Source organism: Methanobrevibacter sp. (assembly GCF_045126245.1).
Classification (GTDB): domain Archaea; phylum Methanobacteriota; class Methanobacteria; order Methanobacteriales; family Methanobacteriaceae; genus Methanocatella.
Genome location: NZ_JBGVOG010000013.1, coordinates 1 through 14,379 on the forward strand (window position 1 = coordinate 1; position 14,379 = coordinate 14,379).

Consider the following 14,379-nt stretch of genomic DNA (forward strand, 5'->3'; position numbering starts at 1 on the left):
GCAAATCAATATAGCTGTCCAAATACTTTTTAAGAATTCTAACAATCGGACCAATGATTAAAGCTGATATTATGGTTCCTTCACGAACGCCAACAAGATAACCTAAAAATACAATGGACAATGTAGCTGCAATAATGACCATTGTGGTGTCAACGTAGGGTTTCACCTTTCCAAATTCTTTTTTCAATACTGTTGAAATAGCAACAATGATTCCATCAGGTGGAAGATATACGATTTCCGTTTTGATTTCAAGTAAAACTCCAAAAGCAACCACCACACAGCTAATCAATAGCAATGCTATTTGGCTTATGTAGTCTTGAGGGTTTAAAAAATCAACGAGCATCAATGTAACGTCAATGAAAGCTGAAAAGATTGTTCCCATAACGATCTGCAGATATTGCCTTTTGTCAAAGTCTCCTCGCAAAATTATAATCTGCAAAGCGATTAATGTAAGTGTGAAAATTAAGGAAACAGTTCCAACACTTAAATTTGTAATTACGCTTGAAACATATGGAATGCAAATCAGGGGAGAAGTTCCCAAATTGGCTTTAATTGAAAGGGATGCTCCTAAAGAAATGAAGAATAGTGAAATTATGTATATTAAGCATCTATTGATAGTTTTAATTTCCATGTTAATAATAACTGGGATGATGTTTAAATAATTTATGGGTTTGATATCCCTTTAGAAAAATGATTTGAAAAAATTCGATAAGATTTTAAAGGGTTGAAAATTAGGTTAAAAAAGTAATTTAAAAAATAAAAAAAGAGAGAGCAGAATTATTCTGCTGTTACTTCAGTAACAAAGGTCATGTTTTCAATTTCTTCGGTTTCACCAGCTTTAATGGTGTAAATTGGGGAACCGAGTAAAATTAAACCGTTACAGACTTCTCTGATTTTGTTGTCAGCTACTTCTTGCATGTGTGTTCCTTCGTATGTGAAACCTGCGTCTGCGTCACCTTCTAATGCGAATGAAATTACTTCACCGGATTTTTTATTTGTTGCTTTTACATTTAAAATCATAAATATAATCTCCAATTTTTTGATATAATTAATTATGTTTTTCAATGTTTTTAAATAATGCGGTTTATTTTTTTAATTTTAACATTTCTATACATATTACAATTTAATTTTTTAGAATTTCCAAATCACTTTTTTCATATTTGTTATGGCCTTTCAAGCTTTTTTTATAATTCCAGCATTTGATGGCATCTTTTAAGGTCATATTTTCATTGTCCTTAAAGAAATCCCTTATGTACTGGTTGTATTGGAATTGTCTATCAATTTGAGTTTTCTCTTTTGAGTTTTGAATTTCATGATATGCTGCAATCGCATCCTTGTAGGTTTTATCAGGATTGGATTTCAGCCATTTTTGAAATTTAACTTTAAACTTAAAACTTTTTCCAATCTCTTGCTCAAAAAATTCTCTTTTGTCTTCACTGCATCTGAAATTCTCACCAATTTTTGAATCTAGTGTAATTTCACTGGAATTTTCAACTTCTTTTGGTTTTGGTTTAGATTCATTCAGGGATTTTCCAGTATCTAGAAAATGAATGATCCTTTTTTCCAAATCATTTTTGCTTCCGCTAATCTTCAATCCGTTGGATCTGCAGAAGTCTTTTAATTCCTCTTTTAAAAAATAGTATTCTTTAAAGTCTTTGCTTGTTAAATCGGTTGTCAGTGATGGTCTTGTCATTTCAATCAAATATTAAACTGTCGATAATGTCCATGTCCAAGTTCTCTTCGACTATTTCAGCTAATCTGTTTAGGGAATAGTCCTTTTGGGTTTCGTATGGGTCTTCCCCATATTTTGCCTCAAGGCCTTTTTTAACCCTGATGTAATTTAAGAATTCTCTTCTGAAGTTGTAGTTGTGGAATATTCCGTGGAAATAGGTTGCAAACACATTTCCATTGGAAGCACCATCGATTTTGCCGTCCTCGTTGTTTCCCTGTCCTTTGATGATATTCAACAGTGCCTGTGAGGATAATAATTCTGTAGTTCCTTCATGTATTTCATAGCCAGTAACCTCTTCACCAGCAATGTCTTTGAATATTTCTCCTGCAATGCCTTTCAAATCAGTAGGAATGGCTGCAGTTGACTGTGTAACGATTTTGCCTGCTCTTGAAAAGCTTGATTCAATGTCCAGCAGTCCCAATCCATTTATGGTTCCATGTTTGGATTCGCGCTTGTCCTCATCATGAATTACATTTCCAAGAATTTGCAGTCCTCCGCAGATGCCAACTATTGGAATTTCAGATGATTTGGCAATGATTTTATCTGCAAGACCGCTTTCACGAAGTGCAAACATGTCTTCAGTTGAGTTACGTGTTCCCGGAATGAGTATTGCATCAACGTCTCCAATTTCATCATTGACGCCTATCATTTTCAGAGCCACGTCATCCTCATACTCGAAGGGGTCAATGTCTGTGAAATTGGCTATTTTCGGCAAACGTATAACGCCTATTGTAATGTCCTTGTCATCTGCAAAGACGTGTGTTGTCAGGGAGGCAGAATCCTCTTCCGGAAGCCTTAATGTTTCATCATATGGCAAAACGCCCAAAACCGGCTCGCCGGTTATCTCTTCAATCCTGTCAAGGCCGGGTTTTAAAATATCAAGATTTCCTCTGAACTTGTTGATTACAGTTGCTTTCAGGCGGGACCTGTCATAATCGTCAAGCAGAACGTAGGTTCCTGCAATGGCTGCAAAAACACCTCCCATTTCAATGTCTGCAATTAGGATTACATTAGCATCTGCCATGTGTGCTATTTCCATATTGGCGATATCCTGGTCACGCATATTGATTTCGGCAGGTGAACCTGCTCCTTCAATGATTATGATGTCATATTCATCAGACAATATTTTAAAGCTTTCTTTCATGGCATTGAAAGCGGTATCATGGTATTTGTGCTGGTAATCGTAGAAATTCATATCTCCAATGGATTTTCCTTGAATGATGACGTTGGATGTGAAATCCCCTTTCGGTTTAAGCAAAACAGGGTTCATGTGTATGCTTGGTTCAATCATTGCCGCTTCGGCCTGAAGCATTTGAGCAATTCCTATTTCTCCGTTTTCCTTTGTGGTGTATGAGTTTAAAGACATATTCTGGGATTTGAAGGGAGCCACCTTATATCCCCTATTCTTATAAATTCTGCAGAGCGCCGCCACAAGCATACTTTTTCCGGCATTGGATGATGTTCCTTGAACCATGATACATTTTGTCATGTGAAAATATTTCTATTTAATATTATAAATAATTTCTAATTTAAAAAAATGTAAGTATAACTGATATTTTCTCAATATGATTATATCAATATTGCATTTTAGAAATTATTTTTCTAACTTTTATTTACTAAAATACAAAACTTTTTATATAACTATGAAACTAATATTTAAATAGTATATTAAACTTAATTGTGTAATGATGAATTTATTAATAGAAGTGAGGTTTGTTAATGAAATTTGAAGAACAAGAATCAATTGAAGATTCTTCTAATGAAGTAGTGGTTGAAGCGGAAGTGGATGAATCAGCTTCCAGCGAAGAAACTAAACCTATGTTAGATTATAATAATATTAAAAGCTCACAAGATATTGAAGTTCCACCTTTATTAATTGACCAGGTCATTGGACATGAAGAGTCCATTGAAACAATTAAAAAAGCGGCAAAACAAAGAAGGAATGTTTTGCTGATTGGTGATCCGGGTGTTGGTAAATCAATGCTTGCTAAAGGAATGGCACAAATCTTACCTCATGAAACCTTGCAGGATATTTTGGTATATCCTAATATGGAAGACAGCAATCATCCATTGATAAGGACAGTCCCTGCGGGTGAAGGTAAAAAAATAGTAAAGGCAACAAAAGGATCAGCCAAAGGTCATGAAGAGAGAAAAACAATTATTACAATGTTTGCAATTGGTGGAATCTTGGTCATTGGATTTATGTATGGAAGATTATTGGAATCCATTATTGCTGCTGCTTTAATATTGCTTATATCAATACAAATTAAACCTAAAACTAATAACATGTCTCCAAAATTATTGGTCAATAACCAGGAGTCAAGATTTGCTCCATTCATGGATGCAACCGGTGCCCATGCAGGTGCATTATTAGGTGATGTAAGGCACGACCCATACCAGTCAGGAGGTCTTGGAACTCCAGCACACGAACGTGTGGAGGCCGGAATGATTCACAAGGCAAACAGAGGAGTTTTATACATTGACGAAATAGGTACAATGAGCATGAAAACTCAACAGGAGCTTTTATCCGCAATGCAGGAAAAGCAATATGCCATTACCGGTCAAAGCGAAAACTCAAGTGGGGCTATGGTAAGGTCTCAGGCTGTACCGTGTGACTTTGTGCTTGTGGCATCAGGAAACCTTCAGGTTCTTGAAGGAATGCACATCGCAATGAGATCAAGAATCAGGGGATACGGTTATGAGGTATTCATGAAAGACTACATGGATGACACCACTGAAAACAGAGAAAAACTGGTCCAGTTCGTAGCTCAGGAAGTTAAAAATGATGGAAGAATTCCGCACTTTGCTCCGGATGCATTGGATGAGATTATCATGGAAGCAAAAAGAAGGTCCGGAAAACAGAATGCTTTAACTTTAAGATTAAGAGATTTAGGTGGATTAGTAAGATCTGCTGGAGATGTAGCTATTGAAAAAGGAGCTGAAATTGTAACTGCAGCTCATGTGGTCGAAGCTAAGAAATTCGCAAGAACCTTAGAGCAGCAAATAGCTGACAGGTCCATCATGCAAAGAAAAGATTACAGTATGGTTTCTGCTGAAGGCGGAAGAGTCGGTCTTGTTAACGGACTTGCCGTAATAGGTGATAGAAGCGGAATAGTATCACCAATCGCTGCTGAAGCGGCACCTACCCAATCCAAAAACGGTGGTCAAATCATCGCAACAGGTAAATTGGGTGAAATAGCTCAGGAATCTGTACAGAACGTCAGTGCACTCATTAAAAAGTACACTAACAAGGACATTTCAGATTATGACATTCACGTTCAGTTTATCCAGACTTATGATGGTGTGGAAGGTGACTCAGCCAGTGTAAGTATTGCAACAGCTGTAATATCTGCAGTGGAAGAGATTCCAATCGACCAGACTGTAGCGCTGACAGGTTCACTTAACGTACGTGGAGATGTTATGCCTATTGGTGGGGCAACAGCTAAAATTGAGGCTGCTGCTGAAGCGGGAATGAAAAAAGTATTGATTCCAAAATCCAACTTGAAGGATGTCATGATTGAGAAGAAATACGAGGATATGATTGAAATCATTCCGACTGAAACCTTAAGTGATGTTTTGGAAAACATCTTAATCAGCGGTTCCAAAAAGGACACACTGATTGAAAAGATGAAAAACATCGGATCTAAAGTCGTTGAAAAAGTCCCGCAAACAAATATTCAAAATCCAACTACTAACTAAGTTGGATTATTTTTTAACTTTTTTTTTAAGGATTTAACCAAATTTTTATATATTTTCATATTCTAATGATTAACTATGAGTATTAAAGTCAGTATCGCAAAACTTATAGCCAAAGTGGGTGGACCGTTTTCCAAATTTGGACCTGGAAGCGGAAAGAGTTTTGCTGGAATTTTATTTACAAAAATTGCAGGTGTTGATGGAGTTTTAGAATTGTCAAAAGATTTGGACATAGGTTCCGTCATTCTTACAGGAACTAACGGAAAAACAACAACCACAACACTTTTAGTTAAATTATTATCAACAGACACTCAAATCAGAAGTAGTTTTGAGAGTAATACTATCAATGCCATAGCTTCTGCTTTCATCCAACAGGATGGAGATCTTGGCGTTTTTGAATATGGTATCCGTAATATAAAATATGGAGTTCCGGACACCGTTCAAAGGGTTGTTGACCCTATTGGTGTGGTTTATACTACTATTTCCCAAGAGCATACCCAGGTTGCAGGTGTTAAAAATCCTTTTGAAGATTATTATAAGGCTAAAAGATTATTGTCTCAGGCAATGACAAGGGGAGTTATCGTAACTAATGCTGATGACCCAAGAACCGCTTTAATCGGGCTTGATAAAGAAAAGGATGTCACAATTAATTATTATGGTATTGAAAGCGAGGGCATTGAAGACCTTAATGGTGAAGACATTGCATGTCCCAAATGCGGTGAATTGTTAACATATTCAAAACATTTCTTAAACCATAGGGGAATTTATGAATGTAGCTGCGGATTTAAACGACCCAAGTTAAATGTGAAATTAACTGATATTGAATTGGGACAGGATTCCTGGAAATTAACAATTGATGGTGATTTATTTAATTATACCCTTTCTAAAAATGTAAAATTTAATTTTGAGATTACTGTACCTCCATTCGGTTTCCATAACATCTACAATACATTGGCTTCAATAGCGGCTTATGCAACATTCACACCTAAAGTGGAAAATATCGAATCTACAGTGAAAGGTGTATTTAACAGTCTGGACATGTCATTTATTCCTCCGGGAAGATTCGAAGTTGTTGACATTGGGGGCAAATTTGTAGGTCTTGGCCAAGGGGATAACGGTGATGCTGCCAGAATCAATGCCATGTTTATGAACCAATACGTTGACGGTCCACTTGAGTTTATCTACACAACCCCTGAGGAAGATGAAGAGGAGATATTCGAAGACCATTTTGAAGTTGTCAAAAGCATGAATCCGGCACATGTGATTGTTGTTCCTGGAAGAAAATCCATTGATAAGGCTCGCGAGTATTATGAAATCATGAAAAAAGAATATCCTGATGCCGAGTTTTATCCATTGAGCTATGATGAAATGGATGTCAGGATTGAAAAATTAACAGAACTTGCCCGCAATTCCAGCTATGACTATGTAATAATGACAGGTTGCGGTGAAGAGCAGGCAATGTGGGAGAGAATAAAAAGAAAGTTAATAGATGATTAATTCATCTATAATTTTTTCCAATTTTTTATAAAAGTCCAGATTTGTTTTTTCCATTTCTTTAAATGATGCATCGATGCTGCAGCCGCATAGATCAGTGCTTCCTATAATGAAGTCATCAGAATCTTTTTTAATCAAAATTCCAAATATTCTTTCTTTTTCATTTGCGTATTTTTCAAATTCCTCTTCCGTTAGTTTAAGGTTGTAATCCTTAACGGAATATATGTCGCATTCATTGATGACGGGAATGAAGGTATACATTCCAATTGCCAGAAACACATTTTCATGTTTCAATATTTTAAGAATCCTTTTTTCGTAATTGTCATCTTTTTCAATGCCGTAATCTTCGAATTCCAGAATATTGTTTGTGCCCATGAAGTAATTGTCATGTATGACTGTAGCCACCAAATCCCTGTCCACATAATTATCGCAGGAAGCCCTAATATTTTTAATGGTTTCACTGATATTCATCACATAATTCCTCGTATTTTTCACATAATGAAAGCACTTTATCAATATGGTCAACTGTTTCAATCCAATCTATAGGTATTTCATCATATCCGTAATAAATTCCGGCAAGTCCTCCGCAGATGGCTGCAGTAGTGTCGGTATCCTCACCTAGATTGACAGCTTTTAGGACGGCATCCTTATAATTATCGGTATTTTTTAAACAATAGACTACGCTTTCAAAGGTGTATATGACATAACCTTTGGCTCTGATTGTATCAACATCATTCAAGTCATCTTCGAATATCCTTTCAAAGTGTTCTAATTCATCTTCGAAGTCTTTATAGTAATCTTTGATTTTGTCACATGCTGTTTTAATGTGCTCATCAATTGACAGGCCTTCATTTTCAAGCATTGATTTGGCAATTTCAACATATAAAACGCAAGCTATTCTGGATCTTTTATGTGCATGTGTCAAAGCGGAGATGTTTTCGATTGTTTCATAATCAATATCTGGAATGAATGCCAGTGGAAGAATGCGCATCAGTGAACCGTTTCCATTGTCGTGCTCACCATCAAGTCCGCATTCCAGGGCGGGAACTCCATCAATGTAATTGTCCAATGCAACATGAGTTGTAATTCCAATATCAAAACGCGGGATTTGCCAGTAGATTTCTTTTTTATACCATTTGCAGAAGTTTTCCATTATATCATCGTAATCAACGGCTTTTTTGCTGACAATGCTTGCCATTGTAGCTATTGTCATTGATGTGTCATCAGACCATGTTCCTGGAGGCACATTATATGATCCATAACCTTCCATTTTTGTTATTGGGTGGTTTTTTAAGCTGTCTCTTTCTTCAAATTCAACAGGAACGCCCAAGGCATCACCAATAAGCAATCCTATTATTCCGTCTTTAACTTTCATAATTATTCCTCCTCAAGTAAAAAGTCTTCATAAGTCAATGTGTTCAGCTCTTCATCACTTATATCGTCTTTTTTGGCCAATCTGTTTGCCTGTGCGGTCAAAACCTCTTCAAAGAAGTTCCGGACTGACCGCCCATTTGCAAAATTGTTTGATCTTGTTTCGTACATCTTTTCAAAGTACTGTTTTGCGTATTCCTCTGCAGGTTCATCCAAAACAAGGCTTGCATCCTCACACATCAATTTGAATATTTTGTACAGTTCGTTAGCATCATAGTCATCAAAATAAATGAACTTGTTGAATCTTGATTCCAAACCGGGATTTGAATTTAGGAAATTGTCCATCAGTGCAGGATATCCGGCAACGATAACAATCAAATCATCCCTATGGTCTTCCATTGCCTTTAGAAGGGTGTCAATAGCTTCCGCTCCATAGTCATTTTCACTTTTTGAGGCAAGCGCATAAGCTTCATCAATAAACAGTATCCCGCCAAGAGCCTTTTGAATGACATCTTGAGTTTTTATTGCAGTCTGGCCAACATAGCCGCCGACAAGTCCGCTTCTATCTGTTTCAATCAGATGGCCTTTTGAAAGAAGTCCAATCTCATGATAAATTTTAGACAGAAGCCTTGCAACAGTTGTTTTACCGGTTCCGGGATTTCCTGAAAAGACCAGGTGAAGGCTCATTGGAGGTTGTTTGATGCCCCTGTCCTGTCTGATTTTTCTTATTTGAACTAGGTTTATCAGTGAATTGACATCCTTTTTGACCTTTTCAAGACCAACCAAACGATTCAATTCATCCAGATACTCCTCGATTGAATGATTTTCATCGGTTGGTTCTTCTTCTTTTTCGGTATTGTCTTTAACTGGTGAATCTGCAATGGAACTTGGTGTGTAATCAGGCAAACTGCCTTTCAATTTTTTAATGTATTTTTCATAGTTGGCGTAAATCTCTTCATTAAGCTCGTTGTCCACAGTTATGAAAAATTTCCCGCATAGTGAATAGCAGTCGTATAATGAGTTTGCAAGTCCAAGGTTGTCCATTCCCCAGCTTTGCACAAACAGGTCAAGTTCCTCCAGGTATTTAAAGGAAATCGGTGGATTGTTGTCTAATTTTAAATCAGCTAAACTAAGAATATCCTCTTTTGAGTAACTTGTATTGAGAAGAGTGTTTATAAACTCCAATTCATTGTCGGTGATTTTGCCATCGCCCAAACCCAAATAACTGAACCATTTCAATAAGTCGTCCATAATGATGGCCTCCAATGTAATCTTTTCAGTTTTCAGGTCATTGATTGAAGTGCAGTTTCTGGTTATTATGTCATTATCCAATGTCTTAACGGAAAATGTTAACTTTAAAAGCATATTCCTTAAAAAGTCCATGTTGTACTTTTCAACTTCGCTGCCGCAAAACGGACAGGTTTCCTGATTATTGTCCAATAATTTTCCACAATTTTTACAAAGGGTCCATTCAATCATTTTCTCACCAGTTTAGCTCAATTAATATTTTCTTCACATTAGATTATATAAGTTGTGTTAAAATGGATTTTTTGTTTAAATCCTAAAACATTAATTATCATTAACTAAATAAATATTAACAGTAAAATTTATTGAGGAATGAAATATGATTTATTCAACTGAAGTAGAGAATATGTGTCCTGTTCACAAGGGTGCAAATCACGGTCCTGCTCCAATCCCTGAGGAAGGAAAATGGGTCAAATCAAAAGAGATATCCGATATTTCAGGTTTTACTCATGGTATCGGATGGTGTGCACCGCAACAAGGATGCTGCAAATTAACATTGAATGTTAAAGAGGGTATTATTGAAGAAGCGCTTGTTGAAACATTGGGATGTTCCGGCATGACTCATTCTGCAGCTATGGCTGGGGAAATTTTAATCGGAAAAACTATTCTGGAAGCTTTAAACACTGATTTGGTATGTGATGCTATCAACACAGCAATGCGCGAATTATTCTTACAGATTGTTTACGGCAGAACCCAATCTGCATTTTCAGAGGGAGGCCTTCAGATTGGTGCCGGTCTTGAAGACTTGGGTAAAGGTCACAGAAGCCAAGTCGGAACAATCTATTCAACTAAGGAAAAAGGTCCAAGATATCTGGAGCTGACTGAAGGCTACATTACAGAAATTGGCCTTGATGAGGATGATGAAATTATCGGTTATAAATACATAAACTTGGGTGTGATGCTGGATCAAATCAAGGATGGTGTTGACCCTCTTGAAGCAATCGAAAACGCTACAGGCCAATATGGAAGATTTGATGATGCGGCTAAAAAAATAGACCCGAGAAAGGAGTGATATTATGAGTTTATTTGAAAGTTATGAAAGAAGAATCGATCAAATCATTCCTGTTTTAGAAAAATATGGCATCAAAGACCTTGAAGAAGCAAAACAAATTTGTCTTGACAAAGGATTTGACCCGTATGAAATTGTTAAAGGTGTTCAGCCTATTTGCTTTGAAAATGCCTGCTGGGCATATACTCTTGGGGCAGCAATAGCTGTAAAACAAGGCTGCACTAAAGCATCAGATGCCGCCAAGGCAATTGGTGAAGGTCTTCAGGCATTCTGTATTCCTGGAAGTGTGGCTGACGATAGGAAAGTAGGTCTTGGACATGGAAACTTGGCTTCAATGCTTTTAAGTGATGAAAGCGAATGTTTTGCATTTCTTGCAGGTCATGAGAGTTTTGCAGCTGCTGAAGGAGCTATTGGAATCGCAAACTCCGCTAATGAAGTGAGGGCAAAACCGTTAAGAGTTATTTTAAACGGTCTTGGGAAGGATGCTGCATTAATCATTTCAAGAATTAACGGATTCACCTATGTTCAAACCGAGTTTGACTACTTCACAGGAGAAGTGAAGGTTGTAAGGGAAAAGGCATACTCTGACGGTGAAAGGGCCAAGGTAAGATGTTACGGTGCTGACGATGTAAGGGAAGGTGTAGCAATCATGCACCTGGAGGCTGTTGATGTGTCAATTACAGGTAATTCAACAAACCCAACTCGTTTCCAACATCCTGTTGCCGGAACATATAAAAAGGAATGCCTGGAGCAAGGTAAAAAATACTTCTCAGTTGCATCAGGCGGAGGTACCGGAAGAACATTGCACCCTGATAACATGGCCGCAGGTCCTGCATCCTATGGTATGACAGATACAATGGGAAGGATGCACTCCGATGCTCAATTTGCAGGTTCATCCTCCGTACCGGCTCACGTGGAAATGATGGGTCTTATCGGTATGGGCAATAACCCAATGGTTGGTGCAAGCGTTGCTGTGGCTGTAGCTGTCGAAAAGGCAATGAAAAAATAAAGGGGGAATACTCCCTTTTTTACTCTTTTTTTATGATTTTTAATACTGAACATCTTATTTTAAGGCCTTGGGAAGAAGGTGATGCGGAGTGCTTATATCATTTTGCAAAAAATCCTAAGATTGGACCTATTGCGGGATGGCCTCCTCATGAAAGTATTGAAGATAGTTTAAATATTATCAAAACTGTTTTTGCAAAAAAGGAAACTTATGCAATCACGTTAGATGAAATTCCAATTGGCTGTGTCGGGCTTTTGATTCATCCTGATGGGAATCATTATTGGGGTGACGGATCAGCAGAGCTTGGATACTGGCTTGCTGAGAAATATTGGGGCAGAGGCATAGTTGTTGAAGCATCCAGGAGAATTATTGAACATGCCTTCGATGATTTGTGCATTGACCGAATTTATGCGACCTACAGGATTGAAAACACACAATCAAAGAGGGTTCTTGAGAAGTTAGGCTTTAAATATTATACCGAGCTTGAAAACACTAATTATCTTGGGCAACGATTTAGGGAAATCGCAATGATAAAGGAAAAATAGTTTTATATATTTAAAAATATTAATTAAATCTAATGACTAGAATTTGTAAAAATTGCGAATATGAAAATAAGGATGAATATGATTACTGCGCCAAATGCGGCAATCCATTGGTTGAAGGGCTGAAACCTAAACAGGTGCTTGTTTACCAACAGGATCCTCAACTCAACAAAAAAGCAATTTTACTCGCTTATATAGTCACTATTTTTTTATCATGGGCTGGTGTTGTTTCTGCACTGTTTTTTAAAAATAATTCCCTGGCCACATTTGCTTTTTTCGGATTTTTCATGCCATTCTATCTGTTGCAGGCTCCGGTTCGCAAACTTAAGATGCATGCGGCAATCATGCTTGTCATTTCCATTGTTGGTGTGGGGTTGTCATTTTATTTGATGTTACATTAAAAAAATAAAAAAATGGTTAAGCTATGTGGAATCTGATATTTCCAAGTAAAAGCTGCAGTGGAATTTCAAACACATTCATTCCGTCATTGGCCATAGCTGTTCCAACCGCATCTCCTCTAGACATGGTTCCAGGAGCATTTGCACTGCCTGCGTAACCATTGTATGCATCATTTGCACGGATATCATCAATTATGGTAGCACCGAAAATCGCCTGCGCCGCTTCATTGTTGATACTTACGATTAAATGTGGGGATACATGATATGTATATTCCATAATCTCACGAGCTGCCCCATAAGGGTTTTCAGGGTCAATCATGTGAATGTTGTGCAATGTTTCGCCGTTGGCATTATATGAACTTCCGGGATAAATCCAGTTGAAACCGCCCAAACCTACTGTAGCGGCCATATCGATACCTGGGGTCCCCTCATCAGCATCCTCCGCGATTATTAAAATCGGACTGACAATTGTTGATGCGAGTAATAAAAGAATTATTACTATTATTGCAATAAGAATTTTTTTCATAATATACTTTTTAATCAACTTTAAATATTAATACTTAACTTTTTTATTCTATTAGATTCAATATATTATCATATAATTTTTTGGTGATATTGTGATTATTGGTGGTTCAGCTTCACAAGATTTGGCTGCTCATGTTGCAAAAGAACTTGGTGAAGAGATATGTTATGTTGAAACTAAAAAGTTTCCAGACGGAGAAAGGTATTTAAGAATTACAGGCGAAATTGAAGATGAAGTAACTGTTATCCAATCAACAGGATACCCTCAGGATGAAAATCTGATGGAATTGCTTTTTACAATTTCAACCCTTAAGGATATGGGTGCAAAAAAGGTAAGAGTTGTTGTCCCATACATGGGTTATGCAAGACAGGAAAAACGTTTCAATCCTGGAGAATCAATTTCTGCCAAAATCATTTGCGGATTAATCGAATCAGCAGGCGCAGACGAATTCATCACATTCAATATTCATGAGGAATGTGTTCTCAACTTTTTCAACATCGAAGCCAGAAATATTTCAGCAATGCCTGCCCTGGCGGAATATCTAAACAAGAAATTGTTCAGGAAGTCCGATGAAAAGCCGTTGATTGTCGCTCCGGACAAGGGCGCTTATGGGTTTGCACAGGAAATTTCAGAAATTATCGGCTGCGATTGCACTTACCTGACTAAAGTCCGTTTAGGACCGGATAAAGTGGAAACAAGAATCGTTGATGTTAGATGTGATAGCGAAAGCGAAAACACAGTTAACATTGACTCTGTTAAAGGCATGCATGCAGTAATTGTTGATGATATTATAGCAACCGGAGGAACAATCGTAAATGCAATCAATATCTTAAAACAGTATGGTGCATCCTCCGTTGACGTATGTTGCGTACATCCGATTTTAACCAATAATGGTGCAACCAGAATCTATGCTGCCGGTGCAAATAAAATAATTGGCACTAACAGTTTATCTTCAGATACATCACGCGTTTCTATTGCAAAAAGCATTGCAGATGCATTGAGGAAGTAATATGGATAAAGAACAAATCAAAAAGGAATTAATCGACAAGTCAAATAATATTTTAACAAAATATTCGGAGCCTGATGTTGTTGAGGACATATCCATAATGAATATGGCTGCCAAAACAGTATTTTTAGGTTCTTTGAAAGTATATAGTAATGAAATTGTTCCAAATATTATGAGGGATTTGGAAAAGGAATTAAAAGGTTATGGGGAGTTAGTGATAAGAGACCAGAGGGTTACTCCATGCTGCGCTCCAAGTTATATTCATATTAGTTTCAATGTTACAATTCCGAACTAGAT

General features: G+C 37.1%; 16 protein-coding genes. 8 read left to right on the plus strand and 8 right to left on the minus strand.

Annotated elements, in window-relative coordinates; translation table 11 throughout:
- The 4 genes from ACJMLZ_RS00790 to cobQ all read right to left on the minus strand — a co-directional run.
- A partial coding sequence (locus ACJMLZ_RS00790; RefSeq protein ID WP_405303426.1) for a YitT family protein occupies positions 1-631 on the minus strand: 631 nt, incomplete at its 3' end.
- 146 nt (positions 632-777) lie between these two features.
- Positions 778-1,020: a hypothetical protein gene (locus ACJMLZ_RS00795; protein WP_405303427.1), complete on the minus strand. Its 243-nt coding sequence runs from the start codon at positions 1,018-1,020 to the stop codon at positions 778-780.
- 103 nt (positions 1,021-1,123) lie between these two features.
- Positions 1,124-1,693 (minus strand): DUF6434 domain-containing protein, encoded by a 570-nt coding sequence (locus ACJMLZ_RS00800; RefSeq protein ID WP_405303452.1) that lies wholly within the window; start codon positions 1,691-1,693, stop codon positions 1,124-1,126.
- A gap of 1 nt (position 1,694) precedes the next feature.
- On the minus strand, positions 1,695-3,221 hold the full coding sequence (cobQ, locus tag ACJMLZ_RS00805; protein WP_405303429.1) for a cobyric acid synthase CobQ: 1,527 nt from the start codon (positions 3,219-3,221) through the stop codon (positions 1,695-1,697).
- Positions 3,222-3,550: 329 nt separating this feature from the next.
- Here cobQ and lonB point away from each other — a divergent pair, with 329 nt between their 5' ends.
- On the plus strand, positions 3,551-5,431 hold the full coding sequence (lonB, locus tag ACJMLZ_RS00810; RefSeq protein WP_405303453.1) for an ATP-dependent protease LonB: 1,881 nt from the start codon (positions 3,551-3,553) through the stop codon (positions 5,429-5,431).
- A gap of 75 nt (positions 5,432-5,506) precedes the next feature.
- Positions 5,507-6,925, plus strand: a complete 1,419-nt coding sequence (locus tag ACJMLZ_RS00815; RefSeq protein ID WP_405303431.1) for a Mur ligase family protein — start codon at positions 5,507-5,509, stop codon at positions 6,923-6,925.
- Here ACJMLZ_RS00815 and ACJMLZ_RS00820 read toward each other — a convergent pair.
- Genes ACJMLZ_RS00820 through ACJMLZ_RS00830 form a run of 3 tightly spaced genes read right to left on the minus strand, consistent with a single transcriptional unit; the run spans position 6,911 to position 9,772 of the window.
- Positions 6,911-7,393, minus strand: coding sequence for a hypothetical protein (locus ACJMLZ_RS00820; RefSeq protein ID WP_405303432.1), 483 nt, complete (start codon positions 7,391-7,393; stop codon positions 6,911-6,913). The genes ACJMLZ_RS00815 and ACJMLZ_RS00820 overlap by 15 nt on opposite strands.
- Positions 7,380-8,297, minus strand: a complete 918-nt coding sequence (locus tag ACJMLZ_RS00825; RefSeq protein WP_405303433.1) for an ADP-ribosylglycohydrolase family protein — start codon at positions 8,295-8,297, stop codon at positions 7,380-7,382. Before ACJMLZ_RS00825 ends, ACJMLZ_RS00820 begins: the two co-directional genes overlap by 14 nt.
- Positions 8,298-8,299: 2 nt before the next feature.
- Positions 8,300-9,772, minus strand: coding sequence for an AAA family ATPase (locus ACJMLZ_RS00830; RefSeq protein WP_405303434.1), 1,473 nt, complete (start codon positions 9,770-9,772; stop codon positions 8,300-8,302).
- 145 nt (positions 9,773-9,917) lie between these two features.
- Here ACJMLZ_RS00830 and ACJMLZ_RS00835 point away from each other — a divergent pair, with 145 nt between their 5' ends.
- The 4 genes from ACJMLZ_RS00835 to ACJMLZ_RS00850 are packed head-to-tail and all read left to right on the plus strand — an operon-like array spanning position 9,918 to position 12,556.
- Positions 9,918-10,610, plus strand: coding sequence for an iron-sulfur cluster assembly scaffold protein (locus ACJMLZ_RS00835; protein WP_405303435.1), 693 nt, complete (start codon positions 9,918-9,920; stop codon positions 10,608-10,610).
- 4 nt (positions 10,611-10,614) lie between these two features.
- Positions 10,615-11,616: a GGGtGRT protein gene (locus ACJMLZ_RS00840; RefSeq protein WP_405303437.1), complete on the plus strand. Its 1,002-nt coding sequence runs from the start codon at positions 10,615-10,617 to the stop codon at positions 11,614-11,616.
- Positions 11,617-11,648: 32 nt separating this feature from the next.
- Positions 11,649-12,158, plus strand: coding sequence for a GNAT family N-acetyltransferase (locus ACJMLZ_RS00845; RefSeq protein WP_405303438.1), 510 nt, complete (start codon positions 11,649-11,651; stop codon positions 12,156-12,158).
- Between the two features lie 32 nt (positions 12,159-12,190).
- Entirely contained in the window at positions 12,191-12,556 is a 366-nt protein-coding gene (locus tag ACJMLZ_RS00850) for a zinc ribbon domain-containing protein (protein WP_405303439.1), read from the plus strand.
- A gap of 16 nt (positions 12,557-12,572) precedes the next feature.
- Here the strand turns inward: ACJMLZ_RS00850 and ACJMLZ_RS00855 are convergent, their stop codons facing one another.
- Entirely contained in the window at positions 12,573-13,079 is a 507-nt protein-coding gene (locus tag ACJMLZ_RS00855; protein ID WP_405303440.1) for a hypothetical protein, read from the minus strand.
- 91 nt (positions 13,080-13,170) lie between these two features.
- On the opposite strand from ACJMLZ_RS00855, the gene ACJMLZ_RS00860 reads away from it, so the two are divergent.
- Together ACJMLZ_RS00860 and ACJMLZ_RS00865 are read left to right on the plus strand one after the other, a co-directional pair.
- The gene (locus tag ACJMLZ_RS00860; RefSeq protein ID WP_405303441.1) at positions 13,171-14,085 is read left to right on the plus strand and encodes a ribose-phosphate diphosphokinase; all 915 of its coding nucleotides are present in this window, start codon (positions 13,171-13,173) and stop codon (positions 14,083-14,085) included.
- A gap of 1 nt (position 14,086) precedes the next feature.
- On the plus strand, positions 14,087-14,377 hold the full coding sequence (locus ACJMLZ_RS00865) for a hypothetical protein (RefSeq protein WP_405303442.1): 291 nt from the start codon (positions 14,087-14,089) through the stop codon (positions 14,375-14,377).
- The last annotated feature ends 2 nt before the right edge of the window (positions 14,378-14,379 follow it).

What these genes read in the sequence shown, in the direction of transcription:
- ACJMLZ_RS00795 (WP_405303427.1), bottom strand. Translation starts at nt 1,020, where the DNA reads ATGATTTTAAATGTAAAAGCAACAAATAAAAAATCCGGTGAAGTAATT.
- ACJMLZ_RS00800 (WP_405303452.1), bottom strand. Translation starts at nt 1,693, where the DNA reads ATGACAAGACCATCACTGACAACCGATTTAACAAGCAAAGACTTTAAA.
- cobQ (WP_405303429.1), bottom strand. Translation starts at nt 3,221, where the DNA reads ATGACAAAATGTATCATGGTTCAAGGAACATCATCCAATGCCGGAAAA.
- lonB (WP_405303453.1), top strand. Translation starts at nt 3,551, where the DNA reads ATGTTAGATTATAATAATATTAAAAGCTCACAAGATATTGAAGTTCCA.
- ACJMLZ_RS00815 (WP_405303431.1), top strand. Translation starts at nt 5,507, where the DNA reads ATGAGTATTAAAGTCAGTATCGCAAAACTTATAGCCAAAGTGGGTGGA.
- ACJMLZ_RS00820 (WP_405303432.1), bottom strand. Translation starts at nt 7,393, where the DNA reads ATGAATATCAGTGAAACCATTAAAAATATTAGGGCTTCCTGCGATAAT.
- ACJMLZ_RS00825 (WP_405303433.1), bottom strand. Translation starts at nt 8,297, where the DNA reads ATGAAAGTTAAAGACGGAATAATAGGATTGCTTATTGGTGATGCCTTG.
- ACJMLZ_RS00830 (WP_405303434.1), bottom strand. Translation starts at nt 9,772, where the DNA reads ATGATTGAATGGACCCTTTGTAAAAATTGTGGAAAATTATTGGACAAT.
- ACJMLZ_RS00835 (WP_405303435.1), top strand. Translation starts at nt 9,918, where the DNA reads ATGATTTATTCAACTGAAGTAGAGAATATGTGTCCTGTTCACAAGGGT.
- ACJMLZ_RS00840 (WP_405303437.1), top strand. Translation starts at nt 10,615, where the DNA reads ATGAGTTTATTTGAAAGTTATGAAAGAAGAATCGATCAAATCATTCCT.
- ACJMLZ_RS00845 (WP_405303438.1), top strand. Translation starts at nt 11,649, where the DNA reads ATGATTTTTAATACTGAACATCTTATTTTAAGGCCTTGGGAAGAAGGT.
- ACJMLZ_RS00850 (WP_405303439.1), top strand. Translation starts at nt 12,191, where the DNA reads ATGACTAGAATTTGTAAAAATTGCGAATATGAAAATAAGGATGAATAT.
- ACJMLZ_RS00855 (WP_405303440.1), bottom strand. Translation starts at nt 13,079, where the DNA reads ATGAAAAAAATTCTTATTGCAATAATAGTAATAATTCTTTTATTACTC.
- ACJMLZ_RS00865 (WP_405303442.1), top strand. Translation starts at nt 14,087, where the DNA reads ATGGATAAAGAACAAATCAAAAAGGAATTAATCGACAAGTCAAATAAT.